The sequence below is a fragment of the Paraburkholderia sp. ZP32-5 genome (assembly GCF_021390495.1).
GTDB lineage: Bacteria > Pseudomonadota > Gammaproteobacteria > Burkholderiales > Burkholderiaceae > Paraburkholderia.
The window spans coordinates 309,888-327,709 of the sequence record NZ_JAJEJP010000002.1; the positions used below are offsets into that span (position 1 = coordinate 309,888).

Genomic DNA, 17,822 nt, shown 5'->3' on the forward strand with positions numbered 1-17,822 from the left:
GAGAACCAGCGGGAGATAGCCCGAAATTGAGTGCCGGGGTCGATATCGGCTTCTAAAGTTGATGACGTCGCAACGGGAAATTCGATTTCCCGTTGTCAGTACCCGCATTGTTCACGCGCTGCGCCTAATGCTATGCCTTCCAGGCTTCTCCGCCCGGAAACGAGTACTTTTCCAACGACTCCGCAAAGATCTCGATACTGTATCCCGGTCGTTGCGGCGGCATATAACGGCCATTGCGTATCACCACTGGATCGACGAAATGCTCGTGCAGATGATCGACGTATTCGAGCACGCGATTCTCCAGCGACGCCGATACGCAGATATAGTCGAACAGCGAAATATGCTGCACGTACTCGCACAAACCGACGCCGCCCGCGTGCGGGCACACCGGCACGCCGAACTTCGCGGCCATCAGCAGCACGATCAGCACTTCATTGAGTCCGCCGAGCCGGCAACTGTCGACCTGGCAAAAGTCGATAGCCTGCGCCTGCAGCAATTGCTTGAATATCACGCGATTGTGGCAATGCTCGCCGGTTGCGACGCCGATCGAGCCAAGCCGCCGACGAATGGCAGCGTGGCCGAGAATGTCGTCCGGACTGGTCGGCTCCTCGATCCACCACGGGTCGAATTCCGCGAGACGGCGCATGTTCGTGATTGCCTCATCGACGTCCCAAACCTGATTCGCGTCCATCATCAGTTTCAGGTTCTCGCCGATCTCTTCACGCAGAATGCGCGCGCGCCGTACGTCTTCTTCGAGATTGCCGCCGACCTTCTGCTTGAAATGCGTCCAGCCCTGCGCGACGCCTTCACGCGCGAGACGGCGAATTTTCTCGTCGTCGTAGCCGAGCCAGCCGGCGGAAGTCGTATACGCCGGGTAACCGAGCGCGGTCATTTCCTTTTCGCGCTCGCCTTTGGTTCTCGCGTGGCGGTGCAGTATCGCGAGTGCTTCGTGCGGCGTGAGCGCATCCGTCACGTAGCGGAAGTCGAGGCAACGTACGAGTTCTTCCGGACTCATGTCGACCAATAACTTCCATACGGGCTTACCAACAGCTTTCGCCCACAGATCCCACACGGCATTGACGACCGCCGCGGTGGCCAGGTGAATCGCGCCCTTGTCGGGGCCGATCCAGCGCAATTGGCTATCCGATGTGAACGCGCGCCAGAAGGCGCCCATATTCGCGGCGATATCTTCGAGCTGTTTGCCGACGATCAATGGTGTCAATGCATTGACGGCCGTCACGCAGATCTCGTTGCCGCGCCCGATCGTAAACGTGAGGCCGTGCCCCGTCAGATTTGGCGAATCGGTTTCGAGCGTAACGTAAGTGGCGGAGTAGTCCGGCGCGGCATTCATCGCGTCGGAACCATCCAGTGAACGCGAAGTGGGAAACCGGATGTCCCGAACGGACAGCCCTGTGATCGTAGTCATCTGCGCACCCTCCGGGGCTATGGCTATCGGCTTTTCGCCTGCAAACGCAGACGGATCGGCTGACTTCATCACTGACAAACGCACCGGGCATTACCAGGACATCCCAGGCATTTGTACGCGTTGACAACACGGCATTCGCTTTCTAGCATGCTAGCATGTCTTCTCAAAATCAAGAGCACTGTGAATTCGTCAGTCGATCTGGAGAATGCCGCGAGTACTCCGTATGCCGCACTGCAAAAAGTCAGAGGCGGCGAGCGCGGTAGCTTGACCGACGCGGTTGAAGCGGCATTGAGAGAGGCGATTCTGACGCTGGCGTTGGAGCCGGGTCTGATGATCGACAAGATCGCTGTCTGCGAACGGATGGGCGTATCGCGCTTTCCCGTTTCATCCGCGCTGGCGCGGCTTGCGCATGCGGGTCTCGTCGAGGTATTGCCGCAGCGCGGCACGCGCGTCAAACCGATCGCGCTCGACGACATCCGTCAGCATCTGTTTATCCGCAGCGCGCTGGAAGTCGAAACGGTGCGCGGTGTTGCGGCGATGCGCGACCGCGCGACGCTCGCTGCATTGGCAACCAATCTCGACAGGCAGCGCAGTCTGGCCGGCGGCGGCGAACGTCTGGCGTTTCATGAACTCGATCTGGCTTTTCACGAGATTCTGCTCGACGCGGTGAAACTGCCGCGCGTGAAGGAAATCGTCGCGGTCTCGCGCAATGCGCTGGATCGCGCAAGGCAATTGCTGGCAAGTCCCGAACGGCTGATGCACACGCTGGAAGAACACGAGCGCATCTTCAATGCGATCAGTTCCGGCAACGGCGACGCGGCCGCGAAAGCAATGCACGAACATCTCGAGCAGGTGGTTGCCGAGTTGCACCGGTCGGCGAAAGCGCGGCCGGATCTTTTCGAGCCGTAAATGAAAGCCGCTGTGGAAGTCGCAGGAAGGCCGTTGTAATAGCCGTCATGACAGCCCCGATACGAGTACTGGTGACATAGGCAGCCGTCGGCAAAACCGCACATGAATCCACTCATTTCCGTCAACAAGCTCTGCAAAAGCTTTCCGGGCGTGCGCGCGCTACATGACGTGCGCTTCGAGCTGATGGCAGGCGAGGTCCATGCGCTAATGGGTGAGAACGGCGCGGGCAAGTCGACACTGATGAAAATTCTCGCCGGCGTCTATACGCGCGATTCGGGCGACATCCTTTACGACGGCAAACCGGTCGACTTTCAAAGCCCGGGCGACGCGCAGGCAGTCGGCATCGGCATCATTCATCAGGAACTGCAACTGATGAATCATTTGAGTGTTGCGCAGAACATCTTTATCGGCCGCGAGCCGCGCAAGGGTTTCGGGCTCTTTCTCGACGAAGACAAACTGAATGCGCAGGCTCGCGAGATCCTCGCGCGCATGCATGTGAAGCTCGATCCGCGCAAGATGGTCGGCACGCTGACGGTGGCGAGCCAGCAGATGGTCGAAATCGCGAAGGCACTGTCTTTCGATTCGCGCGTGCTGATCATGGACGAGCCGACGTCCGCGCTCAATGACGCGGAGATCGCCGAGCTGTTTCGTATCATCCGGCAATTGAAAGAGCGTGGCGTTGGCGTCGTCTATATCTCGCACAAGATGGACGAGCTCAAGCAGATCACCGATCGCGTCACCGTGATGCGCGACGGCGAATACGTGGCAACCGTGCCGACCGAAGGCACCAGCGTGCAAACGATCATCGGCATGATGGTCGGACGCACGCTGACCGACGTGAATCCCGCGCAAAGCGCGCCGGCGACGGGCGATATCGCGCTGCAGGTGAAGAATCTCGTCGCGGGCCCATTGGTGCGCGACGTCAGCTTCGAATTGCGCCAGGGCGAAATACTCGGCTTTGCGGGCTTGATGGGCGCGGGCCGCACCGAGGTCGCACGCGCGGTGTTTGGTGCCGATCCGGTCGAATCCGGCGAAATTCTGGTGAAAGGCGTGAAGGCCTCGATCAAGCGGCCGAGCGATGCGGTCAAACGCGGGATCGGCTATCTATCGGAAGATCGCAAGCGTTTCGGCCTCGCGACAGGCATGGATGTCGAATCGAATATCGTGATGTCGGATCTCGGCAAGTTTCTGTCGTTCAACATGTTCCTGCGCGGCGCGCAAATCCGCAAAAGAGCGCAGCACTTTATCGATCTGCTGGCTATTCGCACGCCCTCCGCGACACAGCAGGTACGGCTTCTGTCCGGCGGCAATCAGCAGAAGATCGTGATTGCGAAATGGCTCGAACGCGATTGCGATGTGCTGTTCTTCGACGAACCCACGCGCGGTATCGATGTCGGCGCGAAAAGCGAAATCTACAAGCTGCTGCGCTCGCTGGCGGCGCAGGGCAAGGCGATCGTGATGATTTCATCGGAGCTGCCCGAAATTCTGCGCATGAGCGATCGCATAGTCGTGATGTGCGAGGGCCGTATTACCGGCGAACTCTCCGCCAGTGAGGCGACGCAGGAGCGCATCATGCATCTCGCGACGCAGCGCGAAATCCAGAAACCGGCGCAAGCCTGAAGAGGTTCCCGACATGACACTGCAAACGGATACGGCGGCGCTGGACAATGAAACACGCAGTTCCAGCCTGAAAGCCCGGATCTTCGCGCCCACCGCGCTGCAAAAGATGCTCGCATTCGCGAGCCTGATTCTGCTGCTGATCTTTTTCAGTTTCGCGTCGCCGGCTTTCATGCAGATGGACAACATCCTCGGCATTCTGCAAGCGACCGCGGTGAACGGTGTACTCGCGATTGCCAGTACGTTCGTGATCATCACCGGCGGCATCGATCTGTCGGTCGGCACATTGATGACGTTTACCGCCGTTATTTGCGGGGTGTTTCTGACCTTCTGGCATTTGCCGATGTGGGCGGGCGTGCTTGCGGCAATTGCGACGGGCGCGGTTTGCGGAACCGTGTCGGGAACGCTCGTCGCGAAGATGAAGATTCCGCCTTTCATCGCGACGCTCGGCATGATGATGCTGCTGAAAGGACTATCGCTCGTTGTGTCGTCCGATAAGCCGATCTATTTCACCGATACCGAGAACTTCTACCGGATCTCGCAAGACTCGCTAATTGGTTATCTGCTGCCGAGCGTGCCGATTCCGAACGCGGTACTGATCCTGTTCTTTCTCGCCATCGTGAGTTCGATCACGCTCAATCGCACGGCACTCGGCCGCTATACGTTCGCACTCGGCAGTAACGAAGAAGCGGTGCGGCTTTCGGGCGTCAACGTCGACCGCTGGAAAGTCGCGATTTACGGCGTGGGCGGCGCGATTTGCGGCATCGCGGGTTTACTGATCGCGTCGCGCCTGAATTCGGCGCAGCCGGCGCTAGGCCAGGGTTACGAACTCGATGCGATCGCCGCGGTGGTGATCGGCGGCACGTCGCTGAGCGGCGGCTCGGGCACGATTCTCGGCACCATCATCGGCGCGTTCATCATGAGCGTGCTGACCAACGGACTGCGCATCATGTCGGTCGCGCAGGAATGGCAGATCGTGGTCACTGGCCTCATCATCATCCTGGCCGTGTATGCGGACATTCTGCGACGCAGCCGGAGAAGCTGACGCGGGAAGAACACGCGGGAAGAACAACAGGAAACGCAGGAGCAAGAGAAAGGGGAGCACGTGGAGGCTCCCTCAATGGCTTGATAGCCCATCCTTAGGAGGAGGCCCCATGTTGAAGAGAAGACTCATCGGTGTCGTGGTCGGTGTCGGCGCGCTCGTCGGCGGAAGCTGTCTCGCGTATGCGGACGAGCCTTATATTCCGCTTATTTCGAAGGGCTTCCAGCATCAGTTCTGGCAAGCCGTCAAATCGGGCGCGGAGCAGTCCGCAAAAGCGAATAACGTCAGGATCACGTTCGAGGGACCGGAAACGGAAGCGATGGTCGACAAGCAGATCGATATGCTGTCGGCCGCGCTCGCGAAGAAGCCGCAGGCACTCGGTATCGCGGCGCTCGACAGCAAGGCGGCGATTCCGCTGCTCAAGCGCGCGCAGAACGACAAGATCCCGGTCATCGCATTCGACTCGGGCGTCGATAGCGACATTCCGCTCACCACCTGCGCGACGGATAACCTCGCGGCCGCCGCGCTCGCCGCCGACAAGATGGCCGAGCTGATCGGCAACTCGGGCGAAGTCGGCGTGATCGTGCACGACCAGACGAGCCGCACGGGTGTCGATCGCCGTGATGGTTTCGTGAATCAGATCAAGTCGAAGCATCCGAACATCAAGATCGTCTCCGTGCAATACGGCGCCGGCGACCACCTGAAGTCGGCGGAAATCGCCAAGGCGATGATTCAGGCGAACCCGAACCTGAAAGGCATCTTCGGTGCAAATGAAGGCTCGGCGGAGGGCGCTGCGATCGGTGTGAAAGAATCGGGCAAGAAACTCGTGCTGATCGGTTTCGACTCCGGCAAGGAGCAAAAAGAGAACATCATGTCGGGCTTGATGGCCGGCGCGATTACGCAGAACCCGGTCGGAATCGGCAAATGCGTGGTCGATTCGGCGGTGAAGGCGCTGCACGGCGAAAAGCTGCCGAAAAAAGTCGACACGGGCTTTTACTGGTACGACAAGACCAACATGAACGATCCGAAGATCGCAGCGGTGCTATACGACTAGACGACTGGAGCAACGTTGTTAACAAGCTGCTAAAAGAGGAAGAGTGCGCTCTTCCTCTTTTTATTTGCGGCTTTGTCCCGCGAGTTATCTCGTTGTGTTGCCGCCGCTCGCGTCGTCGCGCAAGCAACGTCAAACGCGCTACCACACGATCCCGCCTGCGGCGCCGCATCAACTCCAGCGTCAAACATTCGCAACGCCCAGACCGGGCGCATTGACTAGCGGATGGTACGGCGCTTCAAATTCCTCGTGCGTTAGTCATTTCCAGCCATTGCGCGAATTGGTCTGATATTTTACATTTGTTAAATCTTGCATCTCACGTCCATTTCGCACCCGGAGCGGACCCACTAACCGTCGAATGCGCAGGTCATGGCTTTTACCGAACCAAGGTCTCCATTTTTCAAGTGGGTCGTGTCTTCCGCTCAGAACCTGAGCCCAGACAACCGGCAGATTCTGCTTGCCAATCTGTTCACGCGAACTGCTTCGATCATCTTCGCGTCGATTTGCGAAATCAGCGTTTGCGTCACCGCGTACTACCTTTATCCGATTCCTCTTTACGCCGCCTGGGGCATTGCCGTCGTTGCATTGCTGATCGCGCGGCTCGCGCTGATCTGGCTGTGCCGCACGCGTAGCGCGCAAGGCCGCACCACGCCGACTTCCGCGTTTCTGTTCGCAAGCCTGCTGTGGAGCGTGCTGTTCGGCATCGGCACTTTGCTGTGCAACATCAGCGGCGATCCAACGCTGTTCCTGCTCGGCAATGTTTGCGCGGTCGGGGTGATCGGTGGATTGGCGGGACGCAATGCGAGCACGCCAAGACTCGCGCTGTTGCAGATCGTTTTTATTCTCAGCTTTCTGAGCATCGGCGCGGCGTTGTCGCCCGGTGACGGCAAGCTCGTGCTGCTATTCCAGGCACCGTTTTGCGCGGCCGGCTTTTTCACGGTCGCGTTGCGCAGCAATCGCGATACCGTCGCGTTGCTGCTCGCACGTGAAAACAGCCATCGACTTGCACGTCAGGACAGCCTGACCGGCTTGCCGAATCGCGCGCGTATCAGCGAACTGCTGGTCGATCGCACCAACAAGGGGGCGGCGCGGCAGGGTCAGCCGTTTGCCGTACTGCTGATCGATCTGGATGGCTTCAAGGCGATCAACGATAGTCTGGGTCATGCCGCGGGCGACCAGATTCTGCAGGAAACGGCGACCCGTATGCGCGATCTGCTGCCGGCCGGCGACCAGGTCGGCCGTCTCGCGGGCGACGAATTCGTTGCGATCGTGGACGGCGCTGCGCAGATTCGCGATGTGCACGTGCTGGCCGATCGCATCGTCAGAACGCTGGCGCGGCCGTTCGCGCTTAGCGACGCGCTCGTGCATATCGGCGCGAGCGTCGGCATTGCGATCTACCCGGAGCATGCGAACACGGGCCCACAATTGCTGATCTGCGCCGACCGTGCGTTATATGCGGTCAAGCGCAGCGGCAAAAGCGCGTTCGCAATCTTCGACTACGAGAAGCACATTTCCGACGAAAGCCTGAGCCTGTTGCGCAGTGATCTCGAAGGTGCGCTGAAGTCGTTCAACGGCTTGCGCATGGAGTACCAGCCGATCATCGATCTGAGCAACGGCATGGTGTGCGGTCGCGAGGCGCTGATTCGCTGGACGCATCCCACGCGCGGCGAACTCGCTCCATCGGCCTTTATTCCGATCGCGGAACGTACCGGGCTGATTCTCGCATTGGGCGAATGGGTGCTGCTGCGATCGTGCGCGGAAGCGGCGACGTGGCGCGACAAGGTGATCGTCGCGGTGAACGTGTCGCCAGTGCAATTGCGCGAGGAGTCGTTTGCATCGACAGTCGCCGCGATACTGCGTAAAACCAGACTGTCGCCGGCGCGACTCAATCTGGAGGTTACCGAAACGGCGCTGCTGAACGACGAGGAAGTGACTCGCCGCAATATCACGAGGCTGCGTGCGTTGGGTATCGGGCTCGCACTCGACGATTTCGGTACCGGCTTTTCGACAATGTCGACACTGGTGCGCTTCTCGTTCGACAAGCTGAAGATCGACAGCTCGTTCGTCAGGGAGGCCGTGCATGGCCGCGAGTCCGCGGCCGTTGTGCGCGGTATCGTTGCGCTCGCACGCGAGATCGGCATGCCGACCACTGCGGAAGGTGTCGAAACGCAGGAGCAACTCAATTTCGTGCGTGTGTGCGGCTGCACGCACGCGCAGGGTTATCTGTTGGGCAAGCCGATGCGCGGCGATGAGATCGAACAAAGCGAAGCGATATTCGATGCGTCCCTTGCCGCGAAGGCCGAGCGCACTAGTTCGTGAAATCCGCTGGCGAGGCGAGTATGTCTTCTCCGCTGGAATATCAACTGAGGATCACCGCGTCGCCCGAACTGGCGAATGCGTTGCGCGCGGATCCGTGCTGTACGTCGTATGCCGCGCTGCGCGAACTGCTGGGCACGCATCACGCGACATTGAAATGTCAGTTCGATGCATTCGCGGACTATGTGAGCGAAGCGGAAAGAATGGGCACGCAGCACTATCCACTCTATGAATGGACGCGGCAAACCATCGAGAATCCGCAGAAGAAGGCGAAGTATCTGCAATCGTTCACGATCTATGTGAACGGCGCTGACGTTTATGACAAGGATGTTGCCGACGCATTGGAAGCGGGCCTGTCGAAGCTCGGCGATACGCGCGGAATTCTGCGGGTTGCGCGCTTCGATACCAATCCTGCGAACAATCCACAGCCACCCGCGCACTAGCTTCTTTCACCTTCTTTACGGTCTTCATCGCACGAAAGAGGCTAACAGTAAGGTCGAAAGTAAAAATGTTTGACATTTAACGACACGGCCGAAAGTTCGTGAGACGATCCCATTTCACTTATTTTTTGTTGGAGCGCGACATGGGACTTCTGGACGAAGTGGGCAAGATTGCTGGCGCGGTTGCCGCCGTTGAAGCAGCAGAGAAAGTCGATCCGGAAGCGGGTCTTCTGACGAAAGGCATCGCTGCTATCGCCGGTTTCGAAGGTGCCGGCAAGCTGGAATCGATGGTCGAAAAGAAAGACGAAGACAAGCAGGACGACGCCGACAACGCGCAGGCCGCGGACGACACGAGCGCGCAGACCTGAGCAAAGCACACGGAGTTAGTTTCCGGTTGCAGGCGAGGGCTTGAACCACGCAATGCACCGGTAACTTTGCGTTGAATCGCGGCGGTTCTCCACGAACCGCCGCGTTGTTACGATCTTTTCAAAACCCCTGCAGCGCCGCTGGAACGAGCTTTCGTTTCGGTATCCCGTGTTTCCACTTATCCCGTCCGATGTTTTCATCGGGCTGTCATCGCCGTCCGGCTACGATCGTCCGTCACTTCCGTCCGCGCTCGCACCGCGGTGCGTTGTTTTGCGCTGGCGTCCTTCCACCTCAACAACAACACGGACATGTCGAACAGAAAAATCGTCAATGCAGCGCCGGCCGATGAGCAGGGCGCATCTATCGTCTCGCGTCGAGGTTTCCTGAAGTTTGCGGGCGCATCGAGTCTCGCGACCGCGGCGAGCGCACTGTCGTCGAGTGCGCGCGCCGCGAATAGCGGTGCACCCGACGGCACACCGGAACAGATTCATCTGACGTGGGGCAACGACCCGACCAGCGAAGTCACGGTGTCGTGGTCGTCGCCCGCGGCTGCGCTCAATCCGCAAGTACGTGTAAGCGGCTTCAATGATGGTGACCGCAACAGGCACACGGTGCATGCGGTGCAAAGCACGTACACCGATGGCATCAATGGCGAGGTGGTGTTCAACTACCACGCGCGCCTGCGCGACCTGAAGCCCGATACGAACTACCAGTACGAGGTGACGGCTGATAACGACAGCAACGCATCGCAGCCTTTCAGCGCGAGTTTTCGCACCGCGCCGCGCGGCCGCACGCCGTTTCGCTGGACCAGCTATGGCGATCTCGCGACGCCGAATACGAACTGGGTGCTGTCGTCGCCGCAAAGCCGCTTCGCGGTGCAGGCGGTCGAACGCTTTCAGCCGCTGTTTCATCTGCTCAACGGCGACCTCTGCTACGCGAATCTGAACCCGATGCAGCAGCCGGAAGTGTGGCGCGACTTCGGTAATAACGCGCAGACGTCCGCAGCGAAACGGCCGTGGATGCCATGCCCCGGCAATCACGAACTCGAATTCAACAATGGCGAGCAGGGGCTCGCGTCCTATCTGTCGCGCTATACGCTGCCGGATAACCACACGCGTTTTCAGGGCCGCTGGTATACCTTCCGCGTCGGCGCGGTGCTGTTCGTTTCGCTCGATGCGGACGACGTCATCTATCAGGATGGTGCCGCGTTCGTTGCCGGCCCCACACCGTTGACGCCGGTTGCAAGCACCGGCAATCCGCCGATTCCGCCGGGCACGTCGCTGTATGTGCGCGGCTATAGCAATGGCGAGCAGACTCGCTGGCTGGAGAAAGTACTGCAGCACGCCGAGCGCGATGACGACGTGGACTGGATCATCGTGCAGATGCATCAGGACGCGTTGAGTTCGTCGAAGACCGGCAATGGCTCCGACAAGGGCATTCGCGAAGCGTGGCTGCCGCTATTCGATCGCTATGGCGTGGACCTCGTGCTGTGCGGTCACGATCACGACTACGAGCGCAGCTATCCGGTACGCGGTTGCAATCACCACAAAGGCACCGACATCGCGACGGGCCGCCCGGTCGATACGTTGCAGCCGAAGCCGATCATGTCGGCGGTTTCCTCCGGTGCATCGACGTTCGATACCAGCCACGGCACGATCCACCTGATTCTCGGTGGCGGCGGCACCAGCGCGCCGCTCGACGTATACGGCGTCGATACGGGCACGGGCTTGCCGCAAGCGCGTATCTTCACGCGGCCCAACCGTCCGGTTCCATCGACGACGGCGGGGACATTCGTGCGCGCGAACGCGGACGCGGTGGAAGATGCGATCTGGTCCGCGCAACGCGACACCGGCACGGGCTACGGCATCGCGGTGTTCGATTACGATCCGGGACAGCACAACGGTGAAACGACGATCACGATGAGCTATTACCACGCGCCCGGCGCGGATCAGACGCCGACGCCCGACTACGAACTGTTCGAAACGATCGAGCTGAAAAAGAAGCGGCGCGGATAAACGCGCGAATGCGTGGTGTTTTCTGAAGACTGACTGACTCACTAGCAGACCGGCGCGGGCCGCTTATAACGAGCGGCCCGCGCTTTTTTATAGGCAGAGTTTGGGTCGCGACAACTCTCACTTCATTTTGTTACACGTCTTACTGCGGGGCACCGTGATGGTTACAAAGACCTTTCGAAAGCCTCGCTATACTCGGCGCCAACTCAACAAAACAAAAGAGCCGTTATGTCGAAGAAGATCATTCAGATGGTTGCCGCTGCAACGCTTATCGCCGCCGCTTCGTTGCCGGCGATGGCCGGCGATATGAACAACATGCTCGGCGGCGCGCTGGGCGGTGTAGCAGGCGCGGCGCTCGGCGGCGCAGTGGGCGGCAGCACAGGCGCGGTGATCGGCGGTGCGGTCGGTGGCGGCGCGGGTGGCGCGGGTGGCGCGGTGACGTCGAATCGCCGCGAACGCACGGGCGCGATCATCGGCGGCGCGCTGGGTGGCGGCGCGGGCACCGCGGCTGGCAATGCGATGGGTGGCCGTGGCGGTGGCCTGATCGGCGCGGCAGTGGGTGGCGGCGCGGGTGCGGCGCTCGGCGGCAACGTGTCGCGCTCGAACTCCTACGCTAACGACTACTCGCGCGGCTACTATTCGGGCAAACGTCATCACAAGCATCGTCACTACGATTGAAGCGGCATGCGCGTGTCGACCATCGGCGCGTCGTATCGCAACGGTGTACCGGATTAAAACGAAGCGGCCTGCTGCAATGTTGCAGCAGGCCGTTTTGCTTAGGATCGCAGTCGATCACGCATGCAGAACCAGCTTCTGAATTCGCCAGTTCAGCAGTTCCGCGACGAACAGCACGTTGTCCGCCGGACACGCCATTTCGTGAATCCAGCCGAACTGCTTCGGCTGCTTGCCCGCTTTGCCGAGCACACCGAGTACCTTGCCATCGAGCGATAGCTTGTAGATGCGGCCCGGAAATGCATCGGCGCTATAGAGTACCTGGTTCGGTCCCGGTGAAATGCAGATCGCCCACGGCGAACCCGGTGCGAAGGTGCCTGCTGCGATATCGGCTTCGCTCGGCATATTGCCGATCGCGGGACGCGCGTCGGGAGGGACCGGCACGTCGATCGTGAACTGGCGCAGGAACGTGCCTTCGGTATCGAACACCTGGATGCGCCGGTTGCTGCGATCCGCGACATAGACGTTGTCGTGCGCGTCAATGGCAATGCTATGCGGCGTGTGAAATTGCCCCGGACCCGTGCCGCGATCGCCCCACGACTTGAGCCAGTTGCCGTCGCGATCGACCTTTGCGACGCGCGAGTTGATATAGCCGTCGCTGATGTACGTGTTGCCCGCTTTGTCCCATGCAACGTCGGTCACCTGACGGAAGCGGCCAGGCTCGGAAGGCAGCGGCGGATTCGGATGTTTGAGCGGCGCGGTGTCCTCGTCCGAGGCTTCCTGTTTGCGGCCGAACACCATCGCGACGCGTCCTTCCGGCGTGAACTTGATCACCATATCGGAGCCTTTGTCCGTCACCCAGATGTTGTCGTGCCGGTCCACCTTGACCGTATGCGCGAACGACCACGCGTACAGGTTGTGGCCGATTTCGCGCACGAAACGTCCATCGGGTGCGAACTCCAGCAGTTGTGCGGCGGCCGCGCCATACGCGGGCCCGGTGCTGTTGCCGCGCGACAGCACGAAGATGTGTCCATGCGAATTGAGCGCGACACCTGAGCATTCGCCGAAATACATGTCGTTCGGCAAACGCACGGGATTGGCAATCGAGTCGTAAGCGATCGACGGCACGGCTGGTGTGTCCGCCGCGAACGCGGATGGCATCGCGAGTCCGGCGGCGCTGCCGGCGATCAGACTCATGAAAGTTCGACGGCTCATCGCCCGATGTTCCGCGCTGCCGCAGCACGGGCAAAACGACCCATATTGCTCGTTCATTCGGTGTCTCCTTAGTCCGCTGGCTATCGTTTGATTTGCTGATCCTCACCCAGAAAGTGCAAAAGCAATCGTAGTGCACAAAACGCTTAATAGCTAACGTGTGTTTTCGATTAACCGCAAACATGTGGCATTGCTATGCGCATCAGTTTGGCGTTGCCGCGCGTTTCATTGATTATTTCGCCGCGCGTTTCGCCGATTTCGCCGCGCCGCGCACGAACTCGACAAAGCGCTTCGTGACCGGATCGTCGCGCGTGGACTGCCATGCGAGTCCGACGCGCCAGCGTGCCGCCGCATCGCGCAACGGCATCACCGTGGCATCGCGCAGCAGATATTGCACACGTGATGGTAGAAACGCCGCGCCGACGCCGGCCGCGACCGCCGCGAGCACCGACTGGATATCGTCGGCCTGCTGGATCACGTGCGGCACGAAACCATGCGCGCCGCACCAGTGATCGATTTGCGCAGCGAGGCCCGGCCCGCGTCCGCGTGCAAGCGTAATGAAGCCCGGGTCATTCAAGCGGTTCAGATCGGCCAGCAGGCGCTTTAGGCCCGCGCGTTGCGGCAGTGCCAATGCCAACTGTTCGTCGAGCACGGCAAACGCCGTGAGTTCCGCCTCGGCGGGCAAGCGTACGAAGCCGACGTCGAGTTTGCCGGCGAGCAGACGCCTGGTTTGCTCCGCCGATGACAGATCGTTCAATGTAACGGTGACGTTTGGATAGAGCCGGCGGAATTCAGCGATCAGCGGCGGCGCGAAGTTCAGCGTGGACAGCCCCAGGCCGATACGCAGCGCACCGCGCTTACCTCCGCCCGCTTCGCGAGCGCGCGCGAGGATTTCATCGGCATCGCGCACGAGCGCGGTTGCGTCGGCGAGAAAACCTTCGCCGAACGTCGTCAGTTCCGCGCCGTGTCTGCCGCGCACGAAAAGCCGTGCGCCAAGGCTCGATTCGAGCGCGACGATCTGCTTGCTCAGCGCGGGTTGGCTCACGCAGAGATCTTCGGCCGCGTGCCCGAAATGACGCAGTTCGGCGACGCTCAGAAAGGCACGCAGCAGCTTCAGTTCCATTCCTTGCTCCTATCGAATACGTCAAAACTTTCATTTTACTTATCGAACCATCAAGGGTCCAATGTCCTCATTCCAGTTGTCCGTTGATGAGGTCGTTGCCGTGTCTGCTCCGATGTTGCGTGTTGCCGCCATTCCGCTCGTGTCGCCGGGTGGCGAAATTTCGTCGAACGTGACGAACGTCTCGCGTGTGACGGATCGGTTAGTGCTTGCCGCTCGCGAGGGGATCACGCTGGCGGTGTTTCCCGAAGCCTGTCTTACCGAGTGCGCGAATCTCGCGAAGCTGCCCCGGCGTGAGCTGGACGAGCTAGCCGAACCAATCGATGGACCATCGGTCAGCGCGGTGGCCGATGCGGTCGATGCGACCGGTGTTGCCGCGGGTGTCGGCTTGATCGAGCGGACGCCGGATGGGCGCCTGTTCAACAGCTACGTGGTGTGCATGCCGGGTGGTGTGCGCTACTGCCATCGCAAGCTGTACGCGTTCGAACATCGGCGTATCGAATGCGGCAACCGTTTCACTGTTTTCGACACCGCGTGGGGCGTTCGCATTGCGGTGCTGATCGGCGGCGACAACTATCTGATCGAGAACGTACGCATGACCGCGCTGATGGGGGCGACGCTGCTGGTCGCGCCGCATCGACGGTATCGAATGAATCGCGACAGAGCTTGCGAGCTTCAGCCGATTTCCGCGCGGCATGCGTCGCGAGCGGATGCCGCGCGAGACGTTGAAAACTCGAACGCAGGCGAGGGCAACGATTCCGGTGAAGCGGGTGACCTGCACCGCTGGTTGCCGGCGCGCGCGGCGGACAACGGCATGTTCGTCGCGTTCAGCGACAGCGCTGAAGCGGGCGACGAAGCTGGTGACGAAGCCGGCGATGAACCGCACAGCGCAATGATCGTTGACCCCAACGGCCGCGTTCTCGCCGACAACGCTGGCAACGCCGCTAGCGCCAATAGCCCCGCAAACACCCGCACCTTCGTTTCAGCCGAACTGGACTCGACGCTGATCGACACCAGCGCCGGCCGGCAATGGCTCGAAAACCGCCGCCCGGAACTGTACGGCCCACTGGCTCAAACGGAGAATCAGGCGCCGGCAATCTCGCGGACTTCAGCGCCGGTGCGAGGCGGCGCGGTGCCGGTCAGTTTCGCGGTGGTCGGCCGCAACCGGCTGAGCCGCGGCGGGAATCTGTGTTGATGGTCTCGCATGTCGATGCCGCTTTGCTACTATGTAAAGCCGCGACTGCTTTGAACCATCACACAAGGAGATTCGAATGAGCAAAGGTTATTGGGTGACGTCGTACCGCAAGACGAACGATGCGCAGAAACTGGCCGCCTATGCGCAACTGGCCGCGCCGGCCGTGGCGGCGGCGGGCGGCAAGTTCATCGTCCGTGGCGTGGCGGAAGAGGCGCATGAGCAGGGCCTGAAGGAGCGCACCGTCGTGATCGAGTTCGCGACTTACGAACAGGCCGTTGCTGCCTATGAGAGCGAAGCGTACAAGAAAGCACTTGCCGCATTGGGCGATGGTGTCGAGCGCGATCTGCGCATCGTGCGCGGCGTGGAATAACAGACCGCTTATTGCACGAAGAATGATTGACGCGCATTGCGCGCAATGAAACTTGAGGTCTGCGCGGCATCATCGGTATCGGCGGTTTCGATTCGCATCACCGCCGTTGCCGCGCAGAGCTAGCTCACTTCACCGCCCCCAGCGCCAGCCCCTTCACCATATAGCGCTGCAGCCACGCGAACACCACGGAAACCGGCAACGTCGCGCACAGCGTCGCAGCCATCACCAGGTGCCATTCGACCACATACTTGCCCGCTACCATATCGGTCACCTGCACGGTCAGCGTCTTGTTCTCCGGTGAGCGGATCAGCGTGTACACCACTGCAAATTCATTCCACGCATTGATGAACGTGAAGATCGCGGTCACGACGATCGCCGGCACCGCGAGCGGCAGAAACACCTTGAACACCGCGCGGGTGCGGCTGCACCCTTCGAGCCATGCAGACTCTTCGAGATCCTGCGGCACGGTCTGAAAGTACGACGACAGCATCCACACCGCGAACGCGATATTGAACGCCGCATACGACACGATCACGCCAATCTTCGAATCGACCAGGTTGCCGTCGCCCCATGGGATCATCGCGGCGAGACGGAACAGACCGACCACCAGCAGGATCGGCGACAGCATCTGCGTGACGAGCAGGAACTGACGATATAAGCCGCGTCCGCGAAACGGAAAGCGTGCGAGGGCGTAGGCGGCGGGCAGGCTGACCGCGAGCGCGAGCAGTGTCGATAGCGTGCTGATGATCGCGCTATTGCGCAGCGCGACGCCGAAGTTGGCCGCGTCCCACATGTCGATGAAATTGCGCCATTGCCAGTGCATCGGCAGCCAGCGCGCCGGATAAACGAAGATCTCGGAGGCCGGTTTCACCGCGGTGAAAAACATCACCGCGAACGGAAACAGCACGACGACCACGAGCGGCGACAGCGCGAGCCAGCACCACAACGAACGCTTTGTTTTGGCGTCGAGCGTCATGACGGCACTCCTTCTTTCGTGCGTTGCAGACGCAGATAAGCAATCGAGAACACGAACAGCATCACGAGCATGATCAGTGAAACCGCCGCGGCCTCGCCGGGGCGTCCGAGCCGGAAGCCGAGTTCGTAAAGATAGGTGACGAGAATATGCGTGCCATTGTCGGGGCCGCCTTGCGTCATCACCCAGATGATCGGAAACGAGTTGAACACGTAGATCACGTTCAGCAGGATCGCCATGTTGATGAACGGGCGCAGCAGCGGCATCGTCAATTGACGGAACTGCTGCCATGCGCTCGCGCCATCGATGCGCGCCGCTTCGTAGATATCGCCGGGCACCGACGACAGCCCACCGAGAAAAATCGTCACCGTAAATGGAATCGACACCAGTATGCCGACTGCGATCTCGACGGGAAACGCCAGCTCAGGCGTAGCAAGCCAATGAATCGGGCCGCCGATCAAACCGAGGCGCTGCAACGTGACGTTGACCATCCCGTAGTCGTCGTTGAAGGCCCAGCGCCAGACGACGGCGGTCATCGTCAGCGAAACGGACCACGGCAGCATCACGATCGTGCGCGCGATGCCGCGGCCGTGAAAGTCCTGATTCAGAATCAGCGCGACAGGTACCGAGATTGCGACGGTGCCGCCCACCACGCACACGGTCCAGACGATCGTGCGACGTACGGACGACAGAAACACCGGGTCCTGAAACACGTTGATGAAATTCTGCACCCCGGTGAAATCGCGAATTGCACCGAAGCGCGACACGTCGTGCAGCGATTGCCACACGATGTTGAAAATCGGATAGCTGATGATGAACAGCGCGAGCACGAGGCTCGGCGCAATCAGCAACCAGGGCGCGTGTGGGCGCGAAGAAACGGAACGGCTCATGCGTGCTCGATCGTAAGTCGCGCCTGCATTCAGCAGCGAGCGCGACGGGATGGGCCGGAGAGTGCATCAACGGGTGTAGCGGGTGAAGCAGGTGGAGAGCAAAACGCAACGCGCACCGCCGTCGCAACGGCGGCACGCGTTTCGTATCGGCCCATCACCTTCAAAGAACTACGGCGCAAAAAGCTGCACAAAACAAGCGTTGAAAACCGCG

Annotated in this window: 16 protein-coding genes; 11 read left to right on the forward strand and 5 right to left on the reverse strand. The window is 60.5% G+C overall.

Features of this window, described 5'->3' with window-relative positions; genetic code table 11:
• Positions 1 to 130: 130 nt before the first annotated feature.
• Positions 131 to 1,426, reverse strand: a complete 1,296-nt coding sequence (locus tag L0U82_RS20245) for an L-fuconate dehydratase (protein WP_233833896.1) — start codon at positions 1,424 to 1,426, stop codon at positions 131 to 133.
• Between the two features lie 147 nt (positions 1,427 to 1,573).
• Here L0U82_RS20245 and L0U82_RS20250 point away from each other — a divergent pair, with 147 nt between their 5' ends.
• The 9 genes from L0U82_RS20250 (at position 1,574) to L0U82_RS20290 (ending at position 11,857) form a co-directional block, all read left to right on the forward strand.
• Positions 1,574 to 2,335, forward strand: a complete 762-nt coding sequence (locus L0U82_RS20250; protein WP_233833897.1) for a GntR family transcriptional regulator — start codon at positions 1,574 to 1,576, stop codon at positions 2,333 to 2,335.
• A 102-nt stretch (positions 2,336 to 2,437) separates the two neighbouring features.
• Positions 2,438 to 3,955: a sugar ABC transporter ATP-binding protein gene (locus L0U82_RS20255; RefSeq protein WP_233833899.1), complete on the forward strand. Its 1,518-nt coding sequence runs from the start codon at positions 2,438 to 2,440 to the stop codon at positions 3,953 to 3,955.
• Positions 3,956 to 3,968: 13 nt separating this feature from the next.
• The gene (locus tag L0U82_RS20260; protein WP_233833901.1) at positions 3,969 to 4,997 is read left to right on the forward strand and encodes an ABC transporter permease; all 1,029 of its coding nucleotides are present in this window, start codon (positions 3,969 to 3,971) and stop codon (positions 4,995 to 4,997) included.
• A 109-nt stretch (positions 4,998 to 5,106) separates the two neighbouring features.
• Positions 5,107 to 6,048: an ABC transporter substrate-binding protein gene (locus L0U82_RS20265; RefSeq protein ID WP_233833902.1), complete on the forward strand. Its 942-nt coding sequence runs from the start codon at positions 5,107 to 5,109 to the stop codon at positions 6,046 to 6,048.
• A gap of 366 nt (positions 6,049 to 6,414) precedes the next feature.
• Positions 6,415 to 8,364 carry a putative bifunctional diguanylate cyclase/phosphodiesterase gene (locus L0U82_RS20270; protein WP_233833904.1) on the forward strand — a complete coding sequence of 650 codons (1,950 nt, stop codon included), beginning with the start codon at positions 6,415 to 6,417 and terminating at the stop codon, positions 8,362 to 8,364.
• 20 nt (positions 8,365 to 8,384) lie between these two features.
• On the forward strand, positions 8,385 to 8,804 hold the full coding sequence (locus L0U82_RS20275) for a hypothetical protein (RefSeq protein ID WP_233833906.1): 420 nt from the start codon (positions 8,385 to 8,387) through the stop codon (positions 8,802 to 8,804).
• Positions 8,805 to 8,944: 140 nt separating this feature from the next.
• Positions 8,945 to 9,169: a hypothetical protein gene (locus L0U82_RS20280; RefSeq protein WP_233833907.1), complete on the forward strand. Its 225-nt coding sequence runs from the start codon at positions 8,945 to 8,947 to the stop codon at positions 9,167 to 9,169.
• Positions 9,170 to 9,475: 306 nt separating this feature from the next.
• Positions 9,476 to 11,182, forward strand: coding sequence for a purple acid phosphatase family protein (locus L0U82_RS20285; RefSeq protein WP_233833909.1), 1,707 nt, complete (start codon positions 9,476 to 9,478; stop codon positions 11,180 to 11,182).
• A gap of 225 nt (positions 11,183 to 11,407) precedes the next feature.
• On the forward strand, positions 11,408 to 11,857 hold the full coding sequence (locus L0U82_RS20290) for a hypothetical protein (RefSeq protein WP_233833910.1): 450 nt from the start codon (positions 11,408 to 11,410) through the stop codon (positions 11,855 to 11,857).
• A 114-nt stretch (positions 11,858 to 11,971) separates the two neighbouring features.
• Here L0U82_RS20290 and L0U82_RS20295 read toward each other — a convergent pair whose 3' ends face one another.
• Both L0U82_RS20295 and L0U82_RS20300 read right to left on the reverse strand, forming a co-directional pair.
• Positions 11,972 to 13,123, reverse strand: a complete 1,152-nt coding sequence (locus L0U82_RS20295) for a peptidyl-alpha-hydroxyglycine alpha-amidating lyase family protein (protein ID WP_233833912.1) — start codon at positions 13,121 to 13,123, stop codon at positions 11,972 to 11,974.
• 172 nt (positions 13,124 to 13,295) lie between these two features.
• Positions 13,296 to 14,186 (reverse strand): LysR family transcriptional regulator, encoded by an 891-nt coding sequence (locus L0U82_RS20300; RefSeq protein ID WP_233833914.1) that lies wholly within the window; start codon positions 14,184 to 14,186, stop codon positions 13,296 to 13,298.
• A gap of 112 nt (positions 14,187 to 14,298) precedes the next feature.
• Between L0U82_RS20300 and L0U82_RS20305 the strand changes: the two genes are divergently transcribed.
• On the forward strand, positions 14,299 to 15,378 hold the full coding sequence (locus L0U82_RS20305) for a nitrilase-related carbon-nitrogen hydrolase (RefSeq protein WP_442793691.1): 1,080 nt from the start codon (positions 14,299 to 14,301) through the stop codon (positions 15,376 to 15,378).
• A 76-nt stretch (positions 15,379 to 15,454) separates the two neighbouring features.
• On the forward strand, positions 15,455 to 15,748 hold the full coding sequence (locus L0U82_RS20310) for a DUF1330 domain-containing protein (protein ID WP_233833917.1): 294 nt from the start codon (positions 15,455 to 15,457) through the stop codon (positions 15,746 to 15,748).
• Between the two features lie 124 nt (positions 15,749 to 15,872).
• Here L0U82_RS20310 and L0U82_RS20315 read toward each other — a convergent pair whose 3' ends face one another.
• Complete coding sequence (locus L0U82_RS20315) at positions 15,873 to 16,724, reverse strand: carbohydrate ABC transporter permease (protein ID WP_233833919.1); 852 nt, start codon at positions 16,722 to 16,724, stop codon at positions 15,873 to 15,875.
• Complete coding sequence (locus tag L0U82_RS20320; RefSeq protein WP_233833920.1) at positions 16,721 to 17,611, reverse strand: carbohydrate ABC transporter permease; 891 nt, start codon at positions 17,609 to 17,611, stop codon at positions 16,721 to 16,723. Before L0U82_RS20320 ends, L0U82_RS20315 begins: the two co-directional genes overlap by 4 nt.
• Between the last annotated feature and the right edge of the window lie 211 nt (positions 17,612 to 17,822).

What these genes read in the sequence shown, in the direction of transcription:
- L0U82_RS20245 (WP_233833896.1), bottom strand. Translation starts at nt 1,426, where the DNA reads ATGACTACGATCACAGGGCTGTCCGTTCGGGACATCCGGTTTCCCACT.
- L0U82_RS20250 (WP_233833897.1), top strand. Translation starts at nt 1,574, where the DNA reads ATGCTAGCATGTCTTCTCAAAATCAAGAGCACTGTGAATTCGTCAGTC.
- L0U82_RS20255 (WP_233833899.1), top strand. Translation starts at nt 2,438, where the DNA reads ATGAATCCACTCATTTCCGTCAACAAGCTCTGCAAAAGCTTTCCGGGC.
- L0U82_RS20260 (WP_233833901.1), top strand. Translation starts at nt 3,969, where the DNA reads ATGACACTGCAAACGGATACGGCGGCGCTGGACAATGAAACACGCAGT.
- L0U82_RS20265 (WP_233833902.1), top strand. Translation starts at nt 5,107, where the DNA reads ATGTTGAAGAGAAGACTCATCGGTGTCGTGGTCGGTGTCGGCGCGCTC.
- L0U82_RS20270 (WP_233833904.1), top strand. Translation starts at nt 6,415, where the DNA reads ATGGCTTTTACCGAACCAAGGTCTCCATTTTTCAAGTGGGTCGTGTCT.
- L0U82_RS20275 (WP_233833906.1), top strand. Translation starts at nt 8,385, where the DNA reads ATGTCTTCTCCGCTGGAATATCAACTGAGGATCACCGCGTCGCCCGAA.
- L0U82_RS20280 (WP_233833907.1), top strand. Translation starts at nt 8,945, where the DNA reads ATGGGACTTCTGGACGAAGTGGGCAAGATTGCTGGCGCGGTTGCCGCC.
- L0U82_RS20285 (WP_233833909.1), top strand. Translation starts at nt 9,476, where the DNA reads ATGTCGAACAGAAAAATCGTCAATGCAGCGCCGGCCGATGAGCAGGGC.
- L0U82_RS20290 (WP_233833910.1), top strand. Translation starts at nt 11,408, where the DNA reads ATGTCGAAGAAGATCATTCAGATGGTTGCCGCTGCAACGCTTATCGCC.
- L0U82_RS20295 (WP_233833912.1), bottom strand. Translation starts at nt 13,123, where the DNA reads ATGAACGAGCAATATGGGTCGTTTTGCCCGTGCTGCGGCAGCGCGGAA.
- L0U82_RS20300 (WP_233833914.1), bottom strand. Translation starts at nt 14,186, where the DNA reads ATGGAACTGAAGCTGCTGCGTGCCTTTCTGAGCGTCGCCGAACTGCGT.
- L0U82_RS20305 (WP_442793691.1), top strand. Translation starts at nt 14,299, where the DNA reads ATGTTGCGTGTTGCCGCCATTCCGCTCGTGTCGCCGGGTGGCGAAATT.
- L0U82_RS20310 (WP_233833917.1), top strand. Translation starts at nt 15,455, where the DNA reads ATGAGCAAAGGTTATTGGGTGACGTCGTACCGCAAGACGAACGATGCG.
- L0U82_RS20315 (WP_233833919.1), bottom strand. Translation starts at nt 16,724, where the DNA reads ATGACGCTCGACGCCAAAACAAAGCGTTCGTTGTGGTGCTGGCTCGCG.
- L0U82_RS20320 (WP_233833920.1), bottom strand. Translation starts at nt 17,611, where the DNA reads ATGAGCCGTTCCGTTTCTTCGCGCCCACACGCGCCCTGGTTGCTGATT.